21 protein-coding genes and 2 riboswitches are annotated in these 25,158 nt (G+C 69.1%); of the genes, 18 read left to right on the top strand and 3 right to left on the bottom strand.

The window, feature by feature from the left end; translation table 11 throughout:
• The first annotated feature begins 79 nt into the window (after nucleotides 1-79).
• The 12 genes from G3I17_RS14990 to G3I17_RS14935 all read left to right on the top strand — a co-directional run bounded on the left by G3I17_RS14990 (nucleotide 80) and on the right by G3I17_RS14935 (nucleotide 17,317).
• Nucleotides 80-1,162 carry an aldo/keto reductase gene (locus G3I17_RS14990; RefSeq protein ID WP_164596617.1) on the top strand — a complete coding sequence of 361 codons (1,083 nt, stop codon included), beginning with the start codon at nucleotides 80-82 and terminating at the stop codon, nucleotides 1,160-1,162.
• A 357-nt stretch (nucleotides 1,163-1,519) separates the two neighbouring features.
• Nucleotides 1,520-1,649, top strand: a riboswitch (cobalamin riboswitch).
• Nucleotides 1,650-1,685: 36 nt separating this feature from the next.
• Complete coding sequence (gene cobN, locus G3I17_RS14985; RefSeq protein ID WP_343238311.1) at nucleotides 1,686-5,405, top strand: cobaltochelatase subunit CobN; 3,720 nt, start codon at nucleotides 1,686-1,688, stop codon at nucleotides 5,403-5,405.
• Between the two features lie 44 nt (nucleotides 5,406-5,449).
• Nucleotides 5,450-6,205, top strand: coding sequence for a 5'/3'-nucleotidase SurE (locus G3I17_RS14980; RefSeq protein WP_164596616.1), 756 nt, complete (start codon nucleotides 5,450-5,452; stop codon nucleotides 6,203-6,205).
• A 175-nt stretch (nucleotides 6,206-6,380) separates the two neighbouring features.
• Nucleotides 6,381-6,510, top strand: a riboswitch (cobalamin riboswitch).
• 340 nt (nucleotides 6,511-6,850) lie between these two features.
• Entirely contained in the window at nucleotides 6,851-8,986 is a 2,136-nt protein-coding gene (locus G3I17_RS14975) for a magnesium chelatase subunit D family protein (protein ID WP_164596725.1), read from the top strand.
• Nucleotides 8,986-9,600, top strand: a complete 615-nt coding sequence (gene cobO, locus G3I17_RS14970; RefSeq protein ID WP_164596615.1) for a cob(I)yrinic acid a,c-diamide adenosyltransferase — start codon at nucleotides 8,986-8,988, stop codon at nucleotides 9,598-9,600. The genes G3I17_RS14975 and cobO overlap by 1 nt, the downstream gene beginning before the upstream one ends.
• Complete coding sequence (locus G3I17_RS14965) at nucleotides 9,597-10,952, top strand: cobyrinate a,c-diamide synthase (protein WP_164596614.1); 1,356 nt, start codon at nucleotides 9,597-9,599, stop codon at nucleotides 10,950-10,952. The genes cobO and G3I17_RS14965 overlap by 4 nt, the downstream gene beginning before the upstream one ends.
• Entirely contained in the window at nucleotides 10,949-12,433 is a 1,485-nt protein-coding gene (gene bluB / locus G3I17_RS42100; RefSeq protein WP_164596613.1) for a 5,6-dimethylbenzimidazole synthase, read from the top strand. The genes G3I17_RS14965 and bluB overlap by 4 nt, the downstream gene beginning before the upstream one ends.
• A complete protein-coding gene (locus G3I17_RS14955; protein ID WP_239062537.1) occupies nucleotides 12,430-13,044 on the top strand; it encodes a hypothetical protein in 615 nt (204 codons plus the stop codon). The genes bluB and G3I17_RS14955 overlap by 4 nt, the downstream gene beginning before the upstream one ends.
• A 136-nt stretch (nucleotides 13,045-13,180) precedes the next feature.
• Nucleotides 13,181-14,290 (top strand): DUF2092 domain-containing protein, encoded by a 1,110-nt coding sequence (locus G3I17_RS14950; protein WP_203590204.1) that lies wholly within the window; start codon nucleotides 13,181-13,183, stop codon nucleotides 14,288-14,290.
• Nucleotides 14,291-14,310: 20 nt separating this feature from the next.
• Nucleotides 14,311-15,432 carry an ABC transporter ATP-binding protein gene (locus tag G3I17_RS14945; RefSeq protein ID WP_203590203.1) on the top strand — a complete coding sequence of 374 codons (1,122 nt, stop codon included), beginning with the start codon at nucleotides 14,311-14,313 and terminating at the stop codon, nucleotides 15,430-15,432.
• The gene (locus G3I17_RS14940; RefSeq protein WP_164596612.1) at nucleotides 15,419-16,303 is read left to right on the top strand and encodes an ABC transporter permease; all 885 of its coding nucleotides are present in this window, start codon (nucleotides 15,419-15,421) and stop codon (nucleotides 16,301-16,303) included. The genes G3I17_RS14945 and G3I17_RS14940 overlap by 14 nt, the downstream gene beginning before the upstream one ends.
• A 72-nt stretch (nucleotides 16,304-16,375) precedes the next feature.
• Nucleotides 16,376-17,317: a putative RNA methyltransferase gene (locus G3I17_RS14935; protein WP_164596611.1), complete on the top strand. Its 942-nt coding sequence runs from the start codon at nucleotides 16,376-16,378 to the stop codon at nucleotides 17,315-17,317.
• 25 nt (nucleotides 17,318-17,342) lie between these two features.
• On the opposite strand, the gene G3I17_RS14930 is transcribed toward G3I17_RS14935, so the two are convergent.
• Nucleotides 17,343-18,014 (bottom strand): NAD(P)H-dependent oxidoreductase, encoded by a 672-nt coding sequence (locus G3I17_RS14930; RefSeq protein WP_164596610.1) that lies wholly within the window; start codon nucleotides 18,012-18,014, stop codon nucleotides 17,343-17,345.
• A gap of 123 nt (nucleotides 18,015-18,137) precedes the next feature.
• Here G3I17_RS14930 and G3I17_RS14925 point away from each other — a divergent pair, with 123 nt between their 5' ends.
• A complete protein-coding gene (locus G3I17_RS14925) occupies nucleotides 18,138-18,665 on the top strand; it encodes a MarR family transcriptional regulator (protein WP_164596609.1) in 528 nt (175 codons plus the stop codon).
• Nucleotides 18,666-18,669: 4 nt separating this feature from the next.
• On the opposite strand, the gene G3I17_RS14920 is transcribed toward G3I17_RS14925, so the two are convergent.
• Nucleotides 18,670-19,323, bottom strand: coding sequence for a response regulator transcription factor (locus tag G3I17_RS14920; protein ID WP_343238310.1), 654 nt, complete (start codon nucleotides 19,321-19,323; stop codon nucleotides 18,670-18,672).
• Between the two features lie 35 nt (nucleotides 19,324-19,358).
• Complete coding sequence (locus G3I17_RS42095; RefSeq protein ID WP_164596607.1) at nucleotides 19,359-20,615, bottom strand: histidine kinase; 1,257 nt, start codon at nucleotides 20,613-20,615, stop codon at nucleotides 19,359-19,361.
• Nucleotides 20,616-21,039: 424 nt separating this feature from the next.
• Between G3I17_RS42095 and G3I17_RS14910 the strand changes: the two genes are divergently transcribed.
• From G3I17_RS14910 to G3I17_RS14890, 5 genes are read left to right on the top strand one after another with little or no spacing between them, the layout of a single operon-like run.
• A complete protein-coding gene (locus G3I17_RS14910) occupies nucleotides 21,040-22,089 on the top strand; it encodes an ABC transporter substrate-binding protein (protein WP_164596606.1) in 1,050 nt (349 codons plus the stop codon).
• A 1-nt stretch (nucleotide 22,090) separates the two neighbouring features.
• A complete protein-coding gene (locus tag G3I17_RS14905; RefSeq protein WP_164596605.1) occupies nucleotides 22,091-22,888 on the top strand; it encodes an ABC transporter ATP-binding protein in 798 nt (265 codons plus the stop codon).
• Complete coding sequence (locus tag G3I17_RS14900; protein WP_164596604.1) at nucleotides 22,885-23,664, top strand: ABC transporter permease; 780 nt, start codon at nucleotides 22,885-22,887, stop codon at nucleotides 23,662-23,664. The genes G3I17_RS14905 and G3I17_RS14900 overlap by 4 nt, the downstream gene beginning before the upstream one ends.
• 7 nt (nucleotides 23,665-23,671) lie before the next feature.
• Nucleotides 23,672-24,760, top strand: a complete 1,089-nt coding sequence (locus tag G3I17_RS14895; RefSeq protein ID WP_164596603.1) for an Ldh family oxidoreductase — start codon at nucleotides 23,672-23,674, stop codon at nucleotides 24,758-24,760.
• Nucleotides 24,760-25,155 (top strand): RidA family protein, encoded by a 396-nt coding sequence (locus G3I17_RS14890; protein WP_164596602.1) that lies wholly within the window; start codon nucleotides 24,760-24,762, stop codon nucleotides 25,153-25,155. The genes G3I17_RS14895 and G3I17_RS14890 overlap by 1 nt, the downstream gene beginning before the upstream one ends.
• Nucleotides 25,156-25,158 lie beyond the last annotated feature (3 nt).

Genomic DNA, 25,158 nt, shown 5'->3' with positions numbered 1-25,158 from the left:
GTGCAGCGGTGAGCAGATCAGGCAAAGGTTCGACCGGATCCGTCTAGGAAGCCGGCCGGGGGCGACCAAGACTTGTCCCATGACAACCTTGGATTCCTATCTGACCGTGCCCGGCTCCGGGCTCCGCATCAGCCCGGCGACGCTGGGCACCATGACCTTCGGCGAAGACCACGGCTGGGGCGCCTCCGTGGAGGAGTCCGGGCAGATGCTGGACGAGTACGTCGATGCCGGCGGCAACTCGATCGACACCGCGAACATCTACACCAACGGCCACTCCGAAGCGATCGTCGGCGACTGGCTCGCCGGTCGCGCCGGACTGCGCGACCGCCTCGTCATCGGTACGAAATTCTTCGTGAACCTGCACCCGGGCGACCCCAACGGCGGCGGCCCCGGGCGCAAGGCGATCATGCACCAGCTGGACGACTCGCTGCGCCGGCTGCGGACCGACTACATCGACGTGTACTGGTTGCACAACTTCGATCCGCTGACCCCGCGCGAGGAGACGTTGCGCGCCCTCGACGATCTGGTTGCCGCCGGCAAGGTCCGCTACATCGGCTTCTCCGACATCCCCGCCTGGGCCACTGCTGAGGCAGCGGTCATCGCCCGCCTTCGCGGCTGGGCGCCCATCATCGCCGTACAAGCCGAGTATTCCCTGCTCGAACGGACCCCGGAAGGCGAGCTGCTCCCGATGGCCGCCAGCCTCGGAATGGGAATCCTGCCCTGGTCGCCGCTGAAAGGCGGCTGGCTCTCAGGTAAGTACAACCCGTCGAACACTGCCCCGATCGACACCGCCCGCAGCCGCGACCGCCAGCCTCCGGCTTCTGCCCGGCCGGTGCTCGAGGCCCTCCACGCGGCGGCGGACAAACTGGAAGCCGCCCCCGCGGAGGTCGCGCTCGCCTGGGTCCGCCAGCAACCCGGCATCACCTCGACGATCCTCGGGGCGCGCCGCCTGGACCAGCTCCGCTCGAACCTCCGCTCCCTCGCCCTGGACCTCCCCGACGACATCCACGCGGACCTGACCCAGGCCTCGACGCCACAGCTGAACTTCCCCGCCGAGAACAACGCCCAACTGGCCCCGATCCTCCAGTTCAGCGGCACAACAGTCGACGGCACCTCCCACCCGACCCTGCCGCTTCTCCTGGAAGACTCCACTCGCTACTGACCATTTCTGTCGTGGATGATCGAGGTGATGAGTCAGACGCATCAGGTCGAGATCAGCGGCGAGGTCGTCACGAAGACCTATACCGACTGGAGCCGGAACGAACACCTGCGCGAGTGGGCAGCCTTGCGGGCGATCTCCGCCGCGAGGCCTCACCTGGTGCCGACCCCGATCAGTCTTGTACTACCTGCGCCGCCCTCGATCACCATGAGCCGCGGCACACCGCAACCCACCCGAAACCGCCGAACTACAGGCAGACCGCGTCCTCAACCTGCTCTCATAGCCAATCGATCGCTCATCGCAGCCCATCGCGTCGCCGTCGGAGCGAGCAGGAGCCCGACCGTGGGCGAGTACCCATCGGACCGGTCGACTAGAGTCGGGCGCGTCATCGATGGCTTTCAGCAGGAACCCGGTGTGAGTCCGGGACGGTCCCGCCACTGTTACCGCGCTTGCGTGGGAGTCAGGAACTGCTGCCGTCGTACCTGCCACCTGGGGCGTGGACACCCCGAGGAAGGACCGGCCGCGCGTGCCCGCGAACCTTTTGCTGCTCTCCACTGCCGATACCGATCTGCTGGCCGCGTCGCAAGCGCAGGCCGGGTGGAAGGTCGCCAACCCCGCGCGGGTCGACCTGGCCGACGTCCCCAACCTGCTCGAGGGTGTCGAGATCGTAGTGGTCCGTCTGCTGGGCGGTCGCCGCGCGTGGGAGGAGGGCCTCGACGCCGTCATCTCCTCGGGTCTCCCGACGGTAGTGCTCAGCGGCGAGGCAGCCCCCGACGCCGAGCTGATGTCGATGTCCACTGTCCCCGCCGGCGCGGTCTCGGAGGCGCTCGGCTACCTCCGCGAAGGCGGTTCCGACAACCTTCGCAACCTGGCCGGCTTCCTCAAAGACACCATCCTGCTGACCGGCGACGAGTTCGACCCGCCACAGACCCTCCCGACGTACGGGATCCGCGCCGGCCGCACGTTCACCAAAGACACCCGGCCGGTCGTCGGCATCGTGTACTACCGCGCGCACGAGATCTCCGGCAACACCGCCTTCGTCGACGCCCTCGCGATCGCGATCGAGCAAGCCGGCGCCCAACCGCTACCCCTGTACTGCGGAACGCTGCGCGGCCTCGACCCCACCCACGAGGACAACGCCGAGCTGTTCGGGCTGCTCCGCGAATGCGACGTGCTGGTCACCACCCTCCTGGCAGCAGGCGGCACGGTCGCCTCGAACGCAACGGCCGGCGGCGACGACTCCTGGGACGCAGGCGCACTCGCCTCGCTCGACATCCCGCTGCTCCAAGGCCTCGCGCTGACCTCGACCCGTGAGCAGTGGCTCGAGAGCGACGCCGCGATCAGCCCGCTGGACGCCGCCACCCAGGTCGCGATCCCCGAGTTCGACGGTCGCTTGATCACGATCCCGTTCTCCTTCAAGGCGTACGACTCCGAAGGCATCGCGAGCTACGCCCCTGACGAAGAGCGCTGCGCCCGGCTCGCCGGCATCGCGGTCGCGCAGGCGCGACTCCGGCACGTTCAGCCCAAGGACAAGAAGCTCGCGCTCGTACTCTCGTCGTACCCGACCAAGCACGCCCGCATCGGCAACGCCGTCGGCCTCGACACCCCCGCCTCGGCCGTCGTCATCCTCGGCCAGCTGAAGGACGCCGGGTACGACCTCGGCCCCGACCTCAACCTCGACGAGCTCCAGGGCGCGGACGGCGCCGACGGCCTGATCCACCGCCTCATCGCCGCGGGCGGCCACGACGTCGACTGGCTCACCGACGACCAGCTCTCCGGCGCGGTCGCGAAGATCCCGCTCTCGACGTACGCACGCTGGTTCGGCAGAACGCCCGAATCGTTGCAGAAGGCAATGATCGAGGCCTGGGGCGAGGCGCCCGGTTCCCTGTACGTCGACCAGTCGGGCGCCGAGCCCGCGATCGCTCTCGCGGCTCTCCGGTTCGGCAACGTAGTACTGATGATCCAGCCGCCCCGCGGGTTCGGCGAGAACCCGGTCGCGATCTACCACGACCCGGATATGGCGCCGTCGCACCACTACCTCGCGGCGTACCGCTGGCTCGAAGCGCCCGAGGAAGAGGGCGGTTTCGGCGCCCACGCGGTTGTCCACCTCGGCAAGCACGGCACGCTCGAATGGCTGCCGGGCAAGGGCATCGGCATGGCGGCTGATTGTGCGCCCGACGCAGTACTGGGCAATCTGCCGCTCGTCTACCCGTTCATCGTCAACGACCCGGGCGAAGGTACGCAGGCCAAGCGCCGCGGCCATGCCGTGATCGTCGACCACCTCGTACCACCGATGGCGCGGGCCGAGACCTACGGCGACATGGCCAAGCTCGAGTACCTGCTCGACGAGTACGCCACCGTCTCCGCGCTCGACCCCGACAAGGTGCCGACCCTGCGGGCGCAGATCTGGACCCTGATCCAGGCGGCCCAGCTGCACCACGACCTGCACACGTCGGAGAAGCCGGAGGATGCGGAGTTCGACGAGTTCGTCCTGCACCTCGACGGCTACCTCTGCGAGATCAAGGACGTGCAGATCCGCGACGGGTTGCACATCCTCGGCGGCGGGCCGGACGGGGAGGCCCGGGTCAACCTCGTTCTCGCCGTACTGCGGGCGCAGCAAATGTGGGGCGGCGTCTCGGGCGCGGTTCCCGGTTTGCGAGCGGCCCTCGGGCAGACCTTCGGCGTCGACGAAGCCGCGATGCTGGCGAACCCGGGCGTCGCAGTACCGGAGCTGGCCGACCTGGCGACGCTGGCTGATCTCCCGGCCGTGAGTGGCGCCGACGGCGTCGACATCCTCGAAGCCGTCGCCCGCAAGCTGGTCGTCGGGATGGAGACGCTGGCCTGGGACGCGGGCAAGGTCCCGGTCGTCATCGAAGAGGTGGTCGGTCGCGAGGCTCCGCAGGTGAGAGCGTCACTGCAGTTCGCCGCCGACGAGGTCGTACCGCGGCTGGCGCGCACCGGCGACGAGCTGACGAACGTACTGCGCGCGCTGGCCGGCCGTTTCGTCGAGGCCGGCCCGTCGGGGTCACCGACCCGTGGCCTGGTGAACGTGCTGCCGACCGGACGGAACTTCTACGCCGTCGACCCGAAGGCGATCCCGAGCCGCAACGCCTGGGACGTCGGCGTCGCGCTGGCGGACTCGCTGCTGGCCAGGCACAAGGCCGAGACGGGGGAGTGGCCGCGATCGGTCGGCCTGACCGTCTGGGGGACGTCCGCGATGCGCACCCAGGGTGACGACCTCGCCGAGGTGCTCTGGCTGCTCGGCTGCCGCCCGGTCTGGGACGAGGCCTCCCGCCGCGTGACCGGCTTCGAGATCGTCTCGCTGGCGGAGCTCGGCCGGCCGCGCGTCGACGTGACGATCCGGATCTCCGGCTTCTTCCGCGACGCCTTCCCACACGTCGTCTCGCTGCTCGACGAGGCGGTCCGTACCGTCGCCGCGCTGGATGAAGATGCCGACAGCAACTATCTCAGGGCACACGTCGACGCCGATGTTGCTGCGGGCAATGACCTGCGCTCGTCCACCGCGCGCGTCTTCGGCTCCAAGCCCGGCTCGTACGGCGCTGGGCTGTTGCCGCTCGTCGACGCCCGGAACTGGCGCACCGACGCCGAGCTCGCCGAGGTCTACGCGGTGTGGGGCGGCTACGCCTACGGCAAGGACCTCGACGGCGCGGAGGCTCGCCCGTCGATGGAGCGGGCCTACGCCCGGATCCAGGTCGCGGCCAAGAACGCGGACACCCGCGAGCACGACATCATGGACTCCGACGACTACTTCCAGTACCACGGCGGCATGGTCGCGATGGTCAGGCATCTGACCGGCTCGAACCCGAAGGCGTACATCGGCGACTCCGCCGTACCGGCGCAGGTGAAGACCAGGACGCTGGAGGAGGAGACCAAGCGCGTCTTCCGGGCCCGCGTGGTGAACCCGCGCTGGATGGCGGCGATGCAGCGGCACGGGTACAAGGGCGCCTTCGAGATGGCGGCGACGGTGGACTACCTGTTCGGGTACGACGCCACGGCCGGGGTGGTCGACGACTGGATGTACGAGACGCTCACCACGGAGTACGTCGCAAACCCGGAGATCGCCGAGTTCTTCCGCAAGTCGAATCCCTGGGCGCGGCACGGGATCGCCGAACGGCTGCTCGAGGCGGCCCAGCGCGGACTGTGGTCCGAGCCGAGCGCGGAAGCACTGGAAACCCTGCGCACTGCCGTTCTGGAAACAGAAGGTGACATCGAGGATCGCGGCTGAGACGTCGGGCCGCGGCGGCGGCCAGGGTGTGATTGGGTGGGCGCATGGCGCCCGAACAGCTGAGAGTCCTGGTCACCAACGATGACGGCTACGAGTCCCTGGGCATCCAGGCGGTCGCCGCGGCCCTCGAGGAGGCCGGCCACGCAGTACAGGTGGTGGCGCCCTGGGATGACCAGAGCGGCGTCGGCAGTTCGCGGGCCGGGATGATCGGCAAGGCGATCGCGTCGAAGGTCGGCGAGAACGGCTTCATCGGGATCGACGGGACGCCCGCGCTGGCGGTGACGCTGGCCCGGCTGGGCGCCTTCGGCCCGTCGCCGGACATCGTTGTGTCCGGGATCAACCACGGCCACAACATCGGACCGATCCTGCACTCCGGCACGGTCGCCGCCGCCCTGACTGCCGCGACCCAGGGGCTGTCGGGCCTCGCGATCAGCGTCGACTCCGAGCATCCGAAGTACATCGAGACGGCCGGCGTCGTCGCTGCGGAAGCGCTCTCCTGGCTCCGCGGCCAGCCGGCCGGCACGGTCATCAACGTCAACGTCCCCGACGTACCGGTGTCCGAACTGAAGGGCGCCCGCTGGGCCCGCCTGGTCGGGTACGACCGCTCCCGGCTGGTACTGGAGACGGCACCGACCGGCGAGCCGGTAGTAGGCCTGCAAACCCTCCCGCCGGCTACCGACACCAACACCGACGAGGTCCTGCTGGCGGCCGGCTACATCACCGTCACCCCCATCACCGGCGTAGGCGAACTCCCCGGCGGCTCAGCCGCCACCCACCTGACAAAAGCCTTCACCAACTAACCACCCCCGTCTACCTATCGCGCGACGTTTCAGGGGTTAACCCCTCAGACGGTGGGTTGCCCAGCCAGAATCTCGCTAGGCAACCCACACTCTCAGGGGTTAACCCCTGAAACGTCGCGCGGAGCGGGCGGGCGGTTGGTGCGGAGGGTGGCTGGGGGGCTGGGTGGGGGTGTGGAATGATCGCCGGGACGGTAGTGGAGGAACACCGGTGACGGCCTGTGATGGCTGGATTCCGGGGCGGTCCCGCCACTGTGACCGGGGTCATCCCGGAAGCCAGGACATCTGCTGCCGTCCGCCAGGAAGCGCTCTCCGCGCGTCCGGCGTGCCAAGTGCCGAGGCGGGCGTGGACACCCGCGGGACGAAGGGAAACCACCGCCGATGCGGTCAACTCCGACCAACTCCACCTCCCCGACAGGTGAGCCACCGTCGACCGCCTCCACCGACCAGCCGGCCAGTACCTCCGCGGCCGACCAGTTGGCCAGTACCGCCTCCACCGGCCAGGCGGGCAGTACCTCTGCAGTCGGCGATCGTGGACCCGAGGGCTCCGCGATCTCGGGCGACCAGCGGTTGCCGGGCGGCTCGGGCTCCGTCCCGTCCAACGGTCGGCGCCTGCCGGGTGGCTTTCCGTTCACCGCTGTCGTCGGGATGGGTGATCTGCAGCTGGCGTTGATCCTCGCCGCGGTGTCGCCGGCGATCGGGGGCGTGCTGATCCGTGGCGAGAAGGGTACGGCGAAGTCCACCGCCGTCCGCGCGCTGACCGAGATCCTCCCCACCGTCGAGGTGATCGAAGGCTGCCGCTTCTCCTGCGACCCCGCCAACCCCGACCCGATCTGCCCCGACGGCCCCCATGCCGCGGCCGCCAACGACTCAGGTGCTGGCGTTGCCCTCCGCACCACCCCCGGCTCTCACACCGTCCCCGCCCCCGACACCTCCGGCGAAGGATCTCTTCCCGCGGCGATCTCCCGACCGGCCCGCTTGGTCGAGTTGCCGGTGGGGGCGACCGAGGATCGCGTGCTCGGGTCGCTGCATCTCGAGCGAGCGCTCTCCGAAGGCGTCACCGTCTACGAGCCCGGTCTGCTGGCCGCAGCCCATCGCGGGTTGCTGTACGTGGACGAGGTCAACCTCCTCCACGACCACCTGGTCGACGTACTGCTCGACGCCGCCGCGATGGGCCGCGCGACCGTCGAGCGCGACGGCGTCTCGATCACCCACCCAGCGCGCTTCGTCCTGGTCGGCACGATGAACCCCGAAGAAGGCGAGCTCCGCCCGCAACTGCTCGACCGCTTCGGCCTCACCGTCGACGTCGTGGCCAGCCGCGACCCCGCAGTACGGGTCGAGGTGATGCGTGCGCGACTCACGTACGAGGCCGATCCGACCGCTTTCATCGGCAAGTACGCCGGTGTGCAGGCCGAGCTGTCCGAGCGCATCGTCAAGGCCCAGTCCCGCCTGGCCGATGTCATCCTCACCGACGCGGCCCTCCGCCAGATCGCCGAGATCTGCGCCTCCTTCGACGTCGACGGCATGCGCGCCGACCTCGTCACGGCCCGTACTGCGGTAGCGCACGCCGCCTGGTCGGGCCGGACCGTCGTCGAGGTGGAGGACGTCCGCGCCGCCGCCAAGCTCGCCCTCCCGCACCGCAAGCGCCGCAACCCCTTCGACGCTCCCGGCCTGGACGACGAGCAACTCGAGCAGGCGATCCAGAACAGCACCCCACCAGACCCCGACCCCGAAGACGACCCTGAAGACGACCCGGACGGCGGTCCCGACGGAGCTCCAGATGGTGGGCCGGACGGCGGGAACCCCGACGGCCCCGACGGCACCTCGCCGACGGACACCGATCGCGCGCCGAACACCGACGCGGACCATCCCGACGCCACGCAGCCTCCGGCGGACGCCGCTGACCCGGACAAGTCCGACAATGCGGGGAGCGCTCTCCCCGGACCCGCGCCGACAGGCCAGGTCGCCGCCAGTTCAGAGCCGTACAAGGCCCGCCTCCTGAGCGTGCAATCGGCGGGCGCTGGCGTCGCCGGCCGGCGTTCGAGAGCGCTCACCGAGGTCGGCCGGGTAGTCGGCGACCGGGCTCGCGTCGGTCGCGAGTCCGGCCGTCCGCATCTCCTGGCGACCATCCGCACCGCCGCGCCGCACCAGCACGCGCGCGGTCGTTCGGGTCGGGGCCTCGCCGTCCGCACCTCCGACGTACGGCTCGCAGTCCGGGAAGGTCGCGAGGGCAACCTCGTCCTGTTCTGTGTCGACGCATCCGGCTCGATGGGCACGAAGAAGCGGATGACCGAGGTCAAGACCGCGATCGTCTCGCTCCTGCTCGACGCCTACCAGCGCCGCGACACCGTCGGCCTCGTCACCTTCGCCGGCGCCGACGCGACCGTAGCTCTACCTCCGACCGGCAGCGTCGAGACCGCAGTACGGCGGCTTGAATCGTTGCCCACCGGTGGCCGTACCCCGCTCGCCGAGGGTTTGCTGAAAGCTTCCGACGTACTGCGAATCGCCGCCATCCGCGATCCGCGCAGGCGTCCCCTGCTCGTACTCGTGACCGACGGCCGCGCGACCGCCGGCGACAAGGCATTCGCCAAGGCGAAGCAAGCGGCCGGCTGGCTCGCTCAGCAGGGGATCGCGTCGGTGGTACTGGACTGCGAGCCGCATCGCGGAGTGCGGCTGGGCCTGGCGGCCGAGCTCGCCGCCGACCTCGGCGCGGAGTACCTGGATCTGGGAGAAGTTGCCGCGGGCAAGCTTGTTCGCGCGGTCACCGAACGGAGCGCCGCCTGATGCCGCAGGGACAGCCGAACGTCGTACCGCAGGACGGACTGACCACCCGGCAGCGCCGGAACCGGCCGCTGCTGATGGTGCACACCGGTGAGATGAAGGGCAAGTCGACCGCGGCGTTCGGAATGGCGCTGCGCGGCTGGAACCAGGGCTGGAACATCGGCGTCTTCCAGTTCGTCAAGAGCGCGAAGTGGAAGGTCGGCGAAGAGGGCGCTTTCCGGGCCCTCGGGAAGTTGCATGAGGCAACGGGTGAGGGCGGCCCGGTCGAGTGGCACAAGATGGGCGAGGGCTGGAGCTGGTCCCGCAAGGCCGGTAGCGAGGAGGACCACGCCGCCGACGCACTCGAGGGCTGGCGCGAGATCCAGCGCCGGATCGCCGCCGAGACACACGACCTGTATGTCCTCGACGAGTTCACCTACCCGATGAAGTGGGGCTGGGTAGACGTCGACGAGGTAGTGGACACCCTGACCTCCCGCCCCGGCCACCAGTACGTCGTCATCACCGGCCGCAACGCCGACCAGCGCCTGCTTGACGCAGCCGACCTGGTCACCGAGATGACAAAGGTGAAACACCCGATGGACGCCGGCCAGAAAGGCCAGAAAGGCATCGAGTGGTGATTCCCCGCGTGGTAGTGGCCGCGCCTTCCTCGGGAGCGGGGAAGACGACCGTGGCGGTCGGGTTGATGGCTGCCTTGCGGCGGGCTGGGCACAGAGTTGCCGGGTTCAAGGTCGGGCCCGACTACATCGACCCTGGCTTTCACGCCGTGGCGACCGGGCGGCCGGGGCGCAACCTCGATCCGATGCTGTCCGGTGAGGAGCGGGTCGCGCCGCTGTTCGCGCACGGTTGCGCCGACGCCGACATCGCCGTGATCGAAGGCGTGATGGGCCTGTACGACGGGGCGCTCGGCACCGAGGGGTACTCCTCGACCGCGCACGTCTCGAAGTTGCTGCAGGCCCCGGTCGTACTCGTGGTGGATGCCTCCGCGGCAGGACGCAGCGTCGGCGCCGTCGTCCAGGGGTTCGTTGCCTACGACACCGGTGTCCGCATCGTCGGCGTGATCCTCAACAAGGTCGGCTCGGATCGGCACGAGGCCGAGGTACGTGCCGGCGTCGCGCCAACAGGCATACCTGTCCTCGGCGTACTACGTCGCGACACCAGGTTGACCGTCCCCAGCCGCCACCTCGGCCTCATCCCGGCCGACGAGCAACGTGAGCAAGCCGCGACGGCAGTGGATGCGGCGGCCGAGCTCGTGAAGCAAGGCGTCGATCTCGAAGCTTTCATCGCCGCCGCCCGAGCAGCCGCTCCGCTCGATGTGACGGCCTGGGACCCGGCAGCTGAAGTGACCCCGGCCGAAGAGGGCCGCCCGGTGATCGCGATGGCCGGCGGCCCCGTCTTCTCGTTCCGCTACACCGAGACGGCCGAGCTGCTGACCGCGGCCGGTGCGGACGTCGTCACCTTCGACCCGCTGCACGAATCGTTGCCAGAAGCAACATCAGCGCTCTACCTCGGCGGCGGTTTCCCGGAGCTGCACGCGGAAGCGCTCTCCGGCAACGTCGCGTTGCGCGACCAGGTCGCCGCAGAGGTCGCCGCCGGTCTGCCGGTCGTCGCCGAGTGCGCCGGCCTGCTCTACCTGTGCCGCGAACTGGACGGCCACCAGCTGACCGGCGTCCTGCCGGCCAAGGGGCAGATGACGAGCCGCCTGACGCTTGGCTACCGCACCGCCATCGCCGCCTCGACGACGGCGCTCTTCGACGAAGGCCGCCGCGTCCACGGGCACGAGTTCCACCGCACGACGGTGGAGTTCGACGAGGACGTCCCGGCTGCCTGGTACCTGCCGGGTGGCCGGCAGGAGGGCTTCGCCCACTCCCAGATCCATGCCTCCTACCTCCACCTGCACTGGACGGCGACTCCCGACGTACCGGCCAGGTTCGTGGCAGCAGCACGGGTCCACGCGGGGTTGGAGAAGTGAGCCTCGTCCTGGGCATCGGCCTGCGCTCCGGTACGTCGTACCGGGAGCTGCGGGATCTGGTCGACTCGGCCCTGGCAGGTCTAGAGCCAGCGGGCGTTACCTTGATCGTCACTGTCGATGGCAAAGAGACAGAACCCGGCTTGCAGCGGCTAGCGGCCTCCCTGGGAGCCCCACTGTTCACTGCAACCAAGCTGGAGCTCTCCCAGCAACCAGTACCGACCCCGAGCGCCCAGGTCGACCGCCTAGCCGGTACTGCGAGTGTCGCTGAGGCAGCTGTGGTCCTCACCGGCGCCGAGCTCCTTGTACTGAAGCAGGCATCAGCGCGAGCGACTGTGGCCATAGGACGGCTACCGGAAGACGCGGCAGCGGAGTCCCCCGTAAACGAGGCGACGGCTGCTCCGGGGTATCCGGTGGGGGAGCGGGACGTAGTACACCGAGTGTTGGCCGAGCGGCGTGATGTGCGACGGGGGTTCCTTGACCGACCCATTGCCGACGACGTACTGACCAGGGTGCTGGAGTCGGCGCATCGGGCGCCCAGCGTGGGCCTGAGCCAGCCGTGGGACTTCGTGCTGATCAGGGATGTCGCCACTCGCCGCAAGATCCACGACCTCGCCACTGCGCAGCGGGATGCCTTCGCGGCTTCACTGCCCGCTGATCGGCGCAGTGCCTTCGACGGCCTGAAGATCGAGGCCATCCTGGAGACGCCGCTGAACATCGCAGTCACCTGTGACCCAGGGCGGGGCGGACGGCACGTGCTGGGCCGGCATGCGGATCCCCGGACCACCTGGTTCTCAGCAGCGATCGCTGTCCAGAACCTGTGGCTGGCGGCGCGCGCCGAGGGGCTCGGCGTCGGCTGGGTGTCCTTCTTCGAGCCCGGCGAAGTGGCGGGGGTACTAGATCTTCCCGCGCACGTGGAGCTGGTGGGCTACCTGTGCGTGGGCCATGTGGAGCAGTTCGCTGCAGCGCCGGAGCTGGTCAGGAGCGGCTGGGCTGCCCGGCGGCCGCTGTCATGGGCTGTGCACCAAGAGGCGTGGGGGCAGCGGGGGTTGCCGGGAGTAGAGCCGGGCGCGGTCATCAGTGGCGATGCAACCGCGGCCACGGGGGAAGTACAGGCTGGTGGGGCCCAGACGGTCCGGCTGATCGTGGCCGAGGTCGCGGCTGCGGCGCAGCTTGAGCAGGCTGAGGCGCTCGTAGTACAGGTGGGTGCTGAGAGGCCTGAGGCCGACTATGGAGTGCTGTGGCGTCCTGCGCGGACAGTGGACGAGGCTGTCGAGCATGGCGTGGAAGTAGCGCGGGACCTCGTACTGCAGGGAGTCGGGACGATCCAGCTCGAGCTGGCGTCGGACTCGGCAGAGGCGGCCGGGATGGCGCGCGGTGTGCGGTTGGGGGCGCTGGCTTGTGGAGTGGCGGTCACTGTGGCGTCACTGTGGCGTGACAGGGCGCCGGATGAGCCTGCCGAGGTGACACACTCCTCCGCATGACGGTCCCATCTCAAGGCCCTGCGCCTATGTACGTTCCCGCCTTCTCGATGAAGCAGCGGATCACCCTGATGGTGAACAGGTACGAACTGCTCACCACCAACCCGGATGGCACCGACGGGCCGCTGCTCGCGTTCGCGCAGCAGAAGCGGATGGCCTTCAAGGAAGAGGTCACTTTCTACGCCGACGAGTCGAAGGCCCAGGCGGTCTTCTCCTTCAAGGCCCGCAAGCGGCTCGACCTCGGCTCGGGGTACGACGTTTTCGACGCGAACGGCCAGTCGATCGGCTGGTTCAAGAAGGAGTTCGGCAAGAGCCTGCTGCGGTCGAGCTGGCAGCTGACCGCCCCCGGGCTGGAGACGGACGGGAGCGAGCGGAACCAGACCGTCGCGATCGTCCGGCGGATCTGGCAGTTCATCCCGGTCGTCGGCGAAATCCCGCTGCCGTTCATCTTCCACTTCGACTTCAAGGACCGGGCGTCTGGTCAGCCGGTGCTGTCGGTGGAGCGCAAGGTCTCCGTGCGCGACCGGTACCGGGTGAGCGTGCAGGACTCCCGGCTCGACTTCCGGGTGGCCGCCGCGATGACGGTCGCCCTGGACGCGTTGCAGAGCCGCTGACGGTCTGTAGTCTCCTGCGCCCGCAGTACGTCCCTGAGTGGGCGTACTGCGGGCGAGGTGCGTGGCGCTCACTCTTTTGGGTGAACGGACCCTGAGGCACTTGGTTCGACGGGTGCGCGGTGCGAGTCTTGTAGACATGGGTGCAGCGAAGCGCAGTCGACGGTGGTTGGTGCCGGTCACGGCAGTCGCAGTGGTCGCAGGTGTGGGGGCGTTCGGGCCGATGGTCGCGGACGCGTCTCCGGACCTGCCGACGATCACCGCGCAGGAGCTACTCGCCCGCGTTCAGACCGCCAAGGTCGACGGGCTGTCGGGCACGGTCACGTCGTCCACCGACCTCGGTCTGCCGTCGCTGCCCGGGATGGGCGGCGAGAAGGCCACTCAGTTCCTCGACCTGCTGACCGGTGACCACACCGCGCGGGTCGCCTTCGCCGGGCCTGACAAGGCGCGCGTCTCGGTGCTCGACGACATGGCCGAGCGGGTGCTGACCACGGACGGCAAGACCGCGTGGGCCTACGACTCGGCCAAGCGCGAGGCGACCAAGCTGGCGCTGCCGGCGCAATCGGGCAAGCCGCAGGTCGCGCCGGAGAAGCAGGCGTACGATCCGCAGGCCGCCGCGAAGAAGTTCCTCGCCGCGATCGACCCGTCGACCAAGGTCGAGGTCAGCGGTACGGAGAAGGTGGCCGGCCGCGATACGTACAAGCTGCGGTTGGTGCCGAAGGCAGACCAGACCACGGTCGGCTCGGTGACGCTGGCGGTCGACTCGAAGACCTGGGTGCCGCTGCAGGTGACGGTGATGCCGCGCACCGGCAAGGACCCGGCGGTGCAGCTCGGCTTCTCGGCAGTGTCGTTCGACGTACCGTCGGCGAGCACGTTCGCGTTCACACCGCCGAAGGGTGTGAAGGTGACGGAGGAGAAGCTCCCGTCGAAGGCACCCGGCAAGAAGACCCCGCCGATCACGCCGAAGCCGGGGACGCCGACCAAGCCGTCGCAACCGTCCGGGGACCAGCCGACCGTCATCGGTGAGGGTTGGAACAGCGTCGTCATGGTGCGCGGCAAGGCGCAGACGGGCAACGCCACTCTCGACCAGCTGTTGGCCAAGGCGCCGACCGTCCAGGGCACGTGGGGCAGCGGCAAGATCCTGTCCACCAAGATGGTCAACGCCCTGATCACCACCGACGGCCGGATCTTCGCCGGTCTGGTAACCCCAGACGCCCTCCAAGCAGCCGCCGCCAAGGCTCCCCGCTGACCCACGCCGCCGCCACCCCGATGACCCCGACGCCACCCTCCGGGGAGCAGACCTCACCCCCCGAGGCTGCTCCCCACCCCACCGGCGAGTCAGCCGCACCTGCAGCAGCTGCCAAACCGGCGACCACTGCACCGTCCTCACCAACGCCTCAGTCGGCGGCGGCGGGGGCTGGGCAGGTGAGCTCGTCGGCCGTGGCTGATGGACGGTTGGCTGGGGCGCCGATTGTCACGCAGGGGCTCACCAAGCGGTTCCGGGGTGGGCAGGTGGCGGTGGATGCGATTGATCTGGTGGTGCCGGCGGGGAGCGTCTTCGGGTTTCTCGGGCCGAACGGGTCGGGCAAGACGACGACCATCCGGATGCTGCTGGGGCTGATCGCGCCGACTTCTGGGTCGGTGGAGTTGTTGGGGGAGCCGATGCCCAAGGCTCAGCTCTCCGTGTTGCCCCGGGTGGGTGCGCTGGTCGAAGGGCCGGCCTTCTACCCGTTCTGGACCGGGCTGGCGAATCTCCTCCGCTTCGACGCCGCCGACCGCACCGCCGACCCGCGGACGCGCAAGCTGCGCGCCGGGCAGGCGCTCGAGCGGGTCGGGCTGTCGAACGCCGCAGGCAAGAAGGTCCGCGCGTACTCGCTCGGGATGCGCCAGCGCCTGGCGATCGCCGTCGCACTCATGCAACGCCGCGATCTCCTGGTGCTCGACGAGCCGACCAACGGGCTCGATCCGCAGGGCACCCGCGAGGTGCGTTCGCTGATCCGCGAGCTGGCTGACGACGGTACGACGATCTTCACCTCCACCCACCTGCTCGCCGAGGTCGAGCAGGTGTGCACGCACGCCGCGGTGATGAGCCGGGGCCGGATCGTGCGCCAGTCGACGATGGCCGAGCTGCGTTCCGAGCTTCGACCGCGGTTGGTCGTCCGTACGCCGGACCTCGAGCAAGCCGCGACGACGTTGACCGGCCTCGGGCTCACCGACGTACGGCGGCTGGATGTGACCGTCGATGGCGATCCGGGGGAGCTGCCGATCGACAAGCTCGCCGCTGCGCTGGTTGCCGCGGACGTCCGGATCCATGGATTCGGACTCGAGCACCCCAGCCTCGAGGATGCCTTCGTCGCGTTGACCGGGGAGGGATTCGATGTCGCTGAGTGAAACCGCGGACCGCCGCGACCTGGCCAAGGTGAACAACCAGAACGCCCGGCGACCGACCGCCGGGCGGCACACGATTGCGCTGTTCGCCTCCGAGTTGCACTTGGTCTTCGGGCGCGCGCGCACGTGGGTGACGCTTGCCGTGCTGGCCGGCGTACCGGTGCTGGTGGGGGTCGCGATCAAGCTGTCCGGGACCGAGGGCGGCGAGGGGTTCATCGGTCAGATCGCCGGCAACGGGTTCTTCCTGGTGGTCGCGAGTCTCGGATTGTCGCTGCCGTTCTTCCTGCCTACCGCTGTGACGGTCGTGGCAGGAGAGTCGCTCGCGGGCGAGGCGAGTCTCGGCACCCTGCGCAACATGCTGACGGCGCCGGCCGGGCGATCGCGGCTGCTCGCGGCGAAGATGGTCGCGCTGGTGGTGTTCTGCCTGACCGCGACGATGACGATCTGGCTGGCCGGGCTGATCGCCGGCGTGGTGCTGTTCCCGGTCGGCGATGTCGTTCTGCTGTCGGGGACGACGGTGTCGCTGGCCGACGGGCTGTTGCGGGCGTTCGGGATTGCGATCCTGGTCGCGTTGTCGCTGCTCGGGCTCGCCGGGGTCGGACTGTTCGTGTCGTCGCTGACCTCGACCCCGCTCGCCGCGATGGCGGCGACGTTCGGCGCGTTCATCGTGTTCGGCATCCTCGGCGCGATCCCGCAGATCGACGAGATCCACCCGTGGCTGCTGATGTACGGCTGGCCCTCGTTCGCCGACCTGCTCCGGGATCCACCGTACTGGGACGCGATCATCCGCAACCTCCTGCTGCAAGCCGCCTACCTGGGCGTCTTCTACGCAGCCGCCTGGGCCCGCTTCACCAGCCGCGACATCAACGGCTAGCACCCCCGTACTGGGCTGGTCGGCCGCCTCGGCCTAAGAGTCAGCTGCAGGTCATGGCCTAGTCTCCCGGGTGTGCATCCCGACCTGGTCTCCGTACTGCGCTGCCCGGTCTGCGGCGACGCGCTGACCCTGACCGGCCGTACTGCGTACTGCCCGCAACGGCACGCCTTCGACCTCGCCAAACAGGGCTACCTCAACTTGTTGCCCTCGGCCTCGACCGGTATCGAAGGCGATTCCGCGGAGATGGTCGACGCCCGCGACCAGTTCCTTGCCGGAACCTTCTACGCGCCGGTCCGCCAAGCGCTGATTGCCGCCGCCGCGGAGCTGGAGCCCAGTGGCGCGCGGACCAGTACGGCGGCCACGGGCGCAGCGGTCGAAGGGCGCGCCAGAGGCGCAGCGGCCGACGGGAAGCTCGTGGTCGAGGTCGGGGCAGGTACCGGGTACTACCTGGCCGGTGTGGTTGAGGCGCAGGCCGGGCGGCGCGGGCTGGCACTGGACGTCTCTCGGTACGCCGCCCGCCGGGCAGCCAAGGTGGATCCGGAGCGGATCGGCGCAGTGGTCTGCGATGCGTGGCAGGAGTTGCCGGTGCGGGATCAGGCCGCGCACCTGGTGCTCAATGTGTTCGCGCCGCGCAATGCCACCGAGATGGCCCGGATCCTTGCCCCCGGCGGATCACTGCTCGTGGTGACCCCCAACCAGGCGCACTTGGCCGAGCTGGTCGGCGTACTGGGCCTTGTTCGGGTGGATGAGGAGAAGGAGCGGCGGCTGAGCGAGTCGCTCGGTGGTTCGTTCGAGAAGCTCGGCAGCGAAGTCGTCGAGGTCGCGATGCGGCTCGATCACCCGGCGGTCGAGCTGCTGGTGGCGATGACGCCGAGCGCGCGGCATACGGACAAGGTTGAGCTGGCGGAGCGGATCGCAGTACTGGCCGACCCCACACCGGTGACGCTTTCAGTGACTCTGTCTGTCTGGCAGAGCGCCGGCTCGAGCACGGCACCTGCAGAAGACAGCGACTAGAGAGACACGCCCTAGTGCCGAGAGCTCAGGCAGCAGCGGCGCCCAAGAGCTCCTTGGCGACGGTGACGCCGTGCTCCTTGGCGCTCACATGGGCCTCTTCCTCGGAGACCTTGGCAGCGGGGATCAGCTCGGCCATCGCCGGAGTGACCGATGCCAGGGTGAGTTCCGCGACGGCCTTGCGGATGTTCATGCCGAAGACGTCGCCGAAGATGCGCTCCAGGTACGGCGTGGCGTGGTCCCAGCCCTCGCGCGGAGCGCCGGCGCCGTAGCCGCCGCCGCGGGCCAGGGTGAAGATGATCGGCCGGCCCTGGACCGGACCCGGTCCGGTTGCCAGGTCGCGCTCGGAGAGCAGCAGGTCGATCCAGGTCTTCACGTGCTGGGAGATCCCGAAGTTGTAGAGCGGTACCGCGAGCAGCACCGCGTCGGCGTTCTTCAGCTCGGCCACGACGTCGGCGGCCAGCGCGAGCGCGTCCGCGGTGTCGGCGCGGTCTGCATCGGAGGGGCTGTCCAAACCCATCTTGGCGCTGATCACGGCCGGCCAGACGTTCGACGGGATCGGGTGCCGACCGAGGTCGCGCCGGACCACGACGCCGTCCGGGTGCTCCGCCTGCCAGGCCGCCTCGGCGCTGTCGGCGAGCGCACGGCTGACAGATCCGTCGACCCGGATGCTGGCATCGACGCGAAGGAGGGTGGTCATGTCGTTCCTCTCGAAAAACTGGTGGGGCGCTCAATCTGAGCTGCTCCCAAGATAGTCTTCCAAGCAGAACATATTCAAGTCAGATCGTATTCTGAGTGGCGCAGACCACGTACGATGGCTTTCATGACCAGTTCGTCGCCCGAGGTGAATGCCCGGGTAGCCCGCGGGACCTCGGTCGAGGCAGACCTCGGCTGGGCTCTGGGCGTCGTGTTCCGGCGGTACGCGAAGGCGGCCGCCGATGCGCTGAATGACGTCCCGGGCGGCCCGCGGGGTTACCAGGTGCTCGCCACCACGGTCAGCGAGGGCCCGAAGCGCCAGCTCGACCTGGCGGCCCAGCTGGGTGTCGACCGGACGGTGATGACCTACCTGCTGGACGACCTGGAGAAGACCGGTCTGGTGCAGCGCCAGGCCGATCCGACCGACCGGCGGGCCCGGCTGATCGTCCCGACCGACCTGGGCAAGAAGACGCTCTGCGACCTGGAGCGCCGGCTGGCCGAGCGTGAGGACAGCGTGATGGGCAGCCTGGACGACGGCGAGCGGATGATCTTCCGGATGCTGCTCCAGCGGATCGCGGTCCAGGCCGACCAGATCGACCCACTGCACAATGCCTGCGTGCTCGCCGACGAGAACGTCGACCCCGCCGACACGTAAGCACTCAGCGAAGCGGGACGAATCCCGACTCGTACGCCTGGATCACGGCTTGGGTCCGGTCCCGGGCGCCCAGCTTGGCCAGCAGGTTCGCGACGTGCGTCTTGATCGTCTGCACGCCGAGGATGAGCTCGGTGGCGATCTCAGCGTTCGACAGGCCGCGCGCCATCAGCCGCAGTACCTCCTGCTCGCGGTCGGTCAGCTGGAACTCGTGCAGCCCGGTCGGCTGATCCTGGTCGGCGACATGAGCGAGCGCCAGCGCCCGGATCGCCTCCGGGAACAGCAGCGACTCGCTCCCGGCGACCGTCCGGATCGCCGCGATGATGTCGTCCGGGGGAGTGCGCTTCAGCAGGAAACCGGATGCCCCGGCGCGCAGCGCGTCGTACACGTAGTCGTCGTTCTCGAAGGTCGTCACGACCAGCACCCGTGGTGCGGGGTCGAGGCCGTCGAGCAGTAGGCGGGTCGCCTGGATGCCGTCGACAGCGGGCATCCGGACGTCCATCAGGACGACGTCGGGCCGCGTCCGGCGGACCACCCCGAGCACCTCGGCGCCGTCACCGGCCTCGCCTACGACGGTCAGGTCGGGCTCCGCGTTGATGATCGCGCGCAGTCCGCTCCGGATCAGCGGCTCGTCGTCCACCACCACTACCGAAATCTCCACTGTCATCCTCCATCTCTGCGCCACCCGCCGCCCGGTCAGGCCTTCGTTGTGACGGCCACCGGCAGCCTCACCGCGAGTCGCCAGCGATCCGCGACCAGGCCGGCCTCGACAGTGCCGCGCAGTACGGCGACCCTTTCACGGATACCGGCCAGCCCCCGGCCGCCGCCCGAGTGGTCGGCCGCGCCCGCACTGACCGGGTTGGTCAGCTCCAGCAGCAGACCGGACTTGTCGAGGCTGATCAGCAGATCGACGCTGAGCTCGCCGGCCGGGCGGCCCGCGTGCCGGATCGCGTTCGTGAGGCCTTCCTGGACGATCCGGTACGCCTCCCGCGAGACCGCCGCGGGCAACTGCTCGAGATCTCCGGTACGCCGTACGCCGACCGTGATGCCGCCGGCCCTGGTTGCCTCGACGAGCCGGGTGAGGTTGCCGAGGGTCGCCTGCGGAGCGGTCTGCGAGCCGGTCCGCCGATCATCGCGGAGCAGACCGAGAACGTGGTCGAGATCCGCGAGGGCCGCCCGGGCCGAGGTCTCCATCGCGGCCAGCGCCTTCTCGGCGAAGGCGGGATCGGTGGCGAGCACCCGGCGGGCGGCGGCGGCCTGGATGGTGACCAGGCTGAGCGTGTGGCCGACGCTGTCGTGCAGTTCGCGGGCCAATCTGTTGCGCTCGGCAAGGGTCGCAGTCCGGCGTTCGAGCAGCTCGATCCGCTCGGCCGGCGTCGGCCCGAGCAGCCGCGGGGCGGCGTACGCGAGCAGTGCCCCGATCCCCGCGGACAGCAGGATCAGCGCGACGATCGCCGCGATGGTTGCCAACGGCATCCAGAAGTCGGTCCACCGGCCGGTGATCCGGTATGTCACGCCGGGAATGAGCTGGTGCGAGCCGGGGGAGCGGAACGGGGCCGCGATCAGCACGGCGCCGAGGCCGAAGACGATCGTGGACAGCACACCGACGAACCCACCGGCAGCCAGGTGCAGGCAAAACCAGATGGTCGTCCGGCGGCGTTGTGGCCAGGTGCGGGACGGGCCGAGCGGCCGTTCCTCGAAGCGGACCCCGAGCAGCGACTCGGCCGCGATGCCCTCCACCTCGCGAACGGCGGGCAGCGTGCCCAGCACGAGTGGCGGGACGACCCCGATCAGGATGACGAGGACGGCGTACAGCACCTTCGGCAAGTGCAGGCCGTCGAGCAGCGAGGCGAGACCGCTGTCGACCAGGATGAAGGCGAGCACCAGGGCAGCGCCGAGCAACAGGTAGACCCAGCGCAGATAGGTCGACCCGCGGACCAGGACGTTCGCCACCCACTCATCCTCGCAGGCGGCCAAGCCGGGCGGCTCCCTCTACCGGGTGATGGCCGTCCCTCCCTGGAACGACGGGCGATACGTTCACGGACCGGACTCGGTTCCCGCCCTGAGAGAGCGCTTGCATGATGGAGATCACAGTCCGGCCGGGTTTACACAAATTTGTTCTGGAGTGGGCAGGTTGGGACCGGACGGACGTCGCGATCTGCTGTCCGGACAGGTACGGTCTGTGGTCGGGGCGGGGTGCTGGTCCGGTGACGGAGCGGCATGGGGAATCGGCTCCTGGACGGGCGGCAGTCGGGTTCTGAGGGGATCCGGACAGTGTTGGTCAGAGCACGTAAAGACACTGTGAAGTCCCCGAGGGCCGATTGACCACCCTTCCATATTTGATGTTTGATCAAATATCGGAGAGGAGAAGTCCAGCATGAGGTTCAGACGTCCGGCCGTCGCCCTGGTCGCAGTGCTCGCACTGACCACCGGGATGAGCGCGTGCAACGACGACAGCAAGACCGGCACGAACGGGGACGTGAAACTGGAGAAGGTCAGCTATCTGACCTCTTTCGGCACCTTCGGCCGCGAGGCCTATGCCTATGTCGCCCTGGAGAAGGGCTACTTCAAGGACGCCGGTCTGGACGTGAAGATCACGCCGGGCAAGGGCACCGTCGACGTGATGAAGATCGTCGCCGGTGGTCAGGCCGACTACGGCATCGGCGACTTCACCGCGCTGATGATCACGCTGGCCAACCAGAAGCTGCCGGTCACCACGGTCGGGATGATCCAGCAGCGTTCGATGGCGGCGATCGTCGCGCTCGACGGCGGCCAGATCAAGAACGGCGATCCGAAGTCGCTGGTCAAGGCCAACGGCGAGAAGACCCGGATCGGCGACCAGCCCGGTTCGACCAACTGGGTGACCTTCCCGCTGTACGCCCAGCAGGTCGGTATCGACCCGAAGTCCGTCGAGTTCGTTCCCTCGCCGCCGCCGGGCCTGCCGAAGCTGCTCGCCGCCGACAAGGTCGATGGGATCGGCCAGTTCGTGGTCGGCGTACCGCTGGTCGAGGCGGCCGACAAGGAGAAGAAGCGCAAGGCCGTCGTCCTGCCGTACGGCGAGAAGGTGCAGGACCTCTACGGGAACGCGATCATCGCTCGCGACGATCTGGTCAAGGACCACTCCGCCCAGGTGCAGAAGTTCACCACGGCGCTGCTCAAGGGCATGGACGACGCGCTGGCCGACCCGGCGGCGGCAGCCCAGATCCTGAAGAAGTACGTTCCGGACACCAACGTCGAGGTGGCGACGAAGGAACTGGAACTGATGAAGCCCTACGTGAAGCCGGACGGCTATGCCGGGATGCCCGGTGGGGTCGAGACCGATCGGGTCAACCGCATCATCACCGATCTGGTCAAGTACAAGGTGATCCCGAAGGGGTCGATCACGCCGGCAGACGTGGTCAACACCGACCTGGCTCCCAAGGGCTGACATGATCCGGCTGGACGGTGTTGGGCAGGTTTTCGAAGGCCGCGGGGGAGAGGTCCGGGCGCTCGAGGAGATCGACCTGCACGTCCAGGAGAACGAGTTCGTCACGTTGATCGGCCGGTCCGGTTGTGGCAAGTCCACGCTGCTCCGGCTGATCGCGGGACTCTTGCCGCCGACGTCCGGTGGGGTCCAGGTGGCCGGTGAGGCCGTCACCGGGCCACGCCGCGACGTCTCCTTCATGTTCCAGCGACCAGCCCTGCTGCCGTGGCGGTCGGTCGTCTCGAACGTGATGCTGCCGGTGGAGATCTCCGGCGGCGATGCCGAGCGGGGCAAGGCGCAGTACCGCGATCGTGCGCACGAGTTGCTGGAGCTGGTCGGGCTCAAGGGGTTCGAGAGCCGGCTCCCGCACGAGCTGTCCGGCGGGATGCAGCAGCGCGTGTCGCTGTGCCGGTCGCTGATCCGCAGCCCCAAGGTGATGCTGATGGACGAGCCGTTCTCGGCGCTCGACGCGCTCACCCGGACCGAGCTGTCGGCAGAGCTGCAGCGGATCCAGATGGACCTGGCGACCACGATCGTCTTCGTCACCCACTCGATCGAGGAGGCCGTGGTGCTGGCCGACCGGGTGGTCGTGCTGACCCCCCGGCCCGGACGGCTGCGCGAGATCGTCGAGATCGAGATCCCGCGGCCCCGCAGTCTGGGCCAGAACGCCCACCTGACCGAGGTGGCCGAGATCAGCGCGCACCTGCACAGCCTGCTGTCCGAGCAGGAGCGACCCGTCGACCTGCCCGAGGCCAGGCGATGACGAAACGCTCCTGGCTGACGCAATCCCGTACTGCGGCAGTGCTCCTGCCGCTCGTCGGGCTGATCCTGGCGCTGGCGCTGTGGTGGCTGGCGACCATCGTCTTCGACGTCCAGTCGTACCTGCTGCCGGACCCGGGTGACGTGATCGCCTCGTTCCTCGACCAGCCCGGCTACCTGCTGGAGCACACCTGGATCTCGCTGGTGGAGACCGTCGAGGGCTTCCTGCTGTCGATCGTCATCGGCGTTCCGGTCGCGCTGCTGATCGTCCGGTCGGTGATCGTCGAGCGGCTGCTCTACCCGTTGCTGCTGGCCGTGAACGCGATCCCGAAGATCGCCATCGCGCCGCTGCTGGTGGTCTGGTTCGGGTTCGGTCAGGGGCCGAAGGTGATGATGGTGGTCCTGGTCTGCTTCTTCCCGGTGGTGATCTCGACCGCCACCGGGATGAAGTCCACGCCGGCCGAGTTCGTCGAGCTGCTCCGGTCGCTGAACGCGAGCAAGACGCAGGAGTTCTTCAAGCTGCGGCTGCGCTACGCGATGCCACAGATCTTCACCGGGCTGAAGGTGGCGATCTCGCTGGCCGTGATCGGCTCGGTGATCGCCGAGTTCGTCGGCGCCACCTCCGGTCTGGGGTATGTGATCACCAGCTCGGGCGCCAATGCCGACACCGCGCTCGCCTTCGCCGCGATGACGCTGCTCAGCATCGTCGCCATCGTCTTGTTCTACGTGCTCGTGGCGCTGGAGCACCTGTTGTTGCCGTGGGCCCGGGAGACCCGGTGAGCGCCCAGTGACCACCCAGGCCTCCGACGCCGATCGCCGCGTGCTCGTCCGGCCCGCCTGGCTGGAAGCGACCGTCTCCGCCGTCTTCAGCGCCCTCGGTTTCGAGCCGACTGACGCGACCCGGATCGCGACCGCACTGGTCGAGGCCGACCTGCGCGGAGTCAGCTCGCACGGCGTGATGCTCGTCCCGATGTACGTCGAACGCCTGAACGCCGGCGGTGTCACCCGGGAACGCGAGCTCGACGTCCTGCACGACGCCGGCGCGGCGCTCGTCGTCGACGCGCGCGGTGGGATGGGGCAGCTGTCCAGCCCGCAGGCGATGGGGCACGCGATCGAGCGCGCCGGCCGGTACGGGATCGGCCTGGTCTCGGTCCGCAACGCGCACCACTTCGGTGCTGCCAGCCGCTGGGCGATGCAGGCGGCGCAGGCCGGTTGCGTGGGCATCGCGATGTCGAACACGACACCGCTGATGCCGGCTCCCGGTGGGGCCGAGCGGCTCGTCGGCAACAACCCGCTGGCGATCGCGGTACCGACCGGGGCCGGCCCGGGGATCGTGCTGGACATGGCGTTGTCGGCCGTTGCCCTGGGCAAGATTCGACTGGCTGCTTCGGCAGGCCGGCCGATCCCCGACAGTTGGGCCACGGACCAGTCCGGCGTACCGACGACGGATCCTGAGGCTGCGGTACTAGGAATGTTGCTGCCTGCTGCCGGGCACAAGGGGTTCGGGCTGGCGTTGATGATCGACGTGCTGACCGGAGTACTGAGTGGTGGTGGTTGGGGTGACCAGGTGCGGCCGCTGTACCGCGAGCCGGATCGGCCGAACGACTGTGCGCACCTGTTCATCGCGATCGACCCGGAGCTGCTCGGTGGCGTCGACGGGTTCCGTGCACGGTCGTCCGCGCTGGCCTCGCGGGTGCGCGACAGTGCGACGGCACCCGGGGTGGACCGGCTCTATCTGCCGGGCGAGATCGAGGCCGAACGCGCCGCGCAGCAGCGGCGGAGCGGCGTACTGATCGAGAGGTCGGGTCTTGACGGGCTGCTGGAGGCCGCGCGAGCGGTCGGCGCCGTCGTCCCGACGGGAGGGGTGCTGAGCTGATGGCGAAGACGCAACTGACCAGCGCGGCACTGCGGAGCCCGAACGGGGTGTTCTCGCAGGCGACCACGATCGAAGCGACCGGACGGCTGGTGTTCGTGTCCGGGATGACCGCGCGGACGCCGGACGGCACCATCGTCGGCGTCGGCGATGTGCGGGAGCAGACCCGGCAGGTCTGCGAGAACGTCCAGGCCGCGGTCGTCGAGGCCGGCGGCACGCTGGCCGACGTCTGCCGGGTGGATGTCTATGTCCGCAACATGGAGGACTTCGGCAAGATCCACGAGATCCGCGCGCAGTACTTCCACGAGCCGCTGCCCGCCTCGACGATGGTCGAGGTCAGCAAGCTGGCCCACCCTGACTACCTGATCGAGATCAGCGCGATCGCGGTGATCCCGTGAGTG

It is taken from the genome of Streptomyces sp. SID13031 (assembly GCF_010548305.1).
Classification (GTDB): Bacteria; Actinomycetota; Actinomycetes; order Propionibacteriales; family Kribbellaceae; genus Kribbella.
Note: the sequence above shows the minus strand (reverse complement) of the source record. Positions and strands in the feature narration are given on the sequence as shown.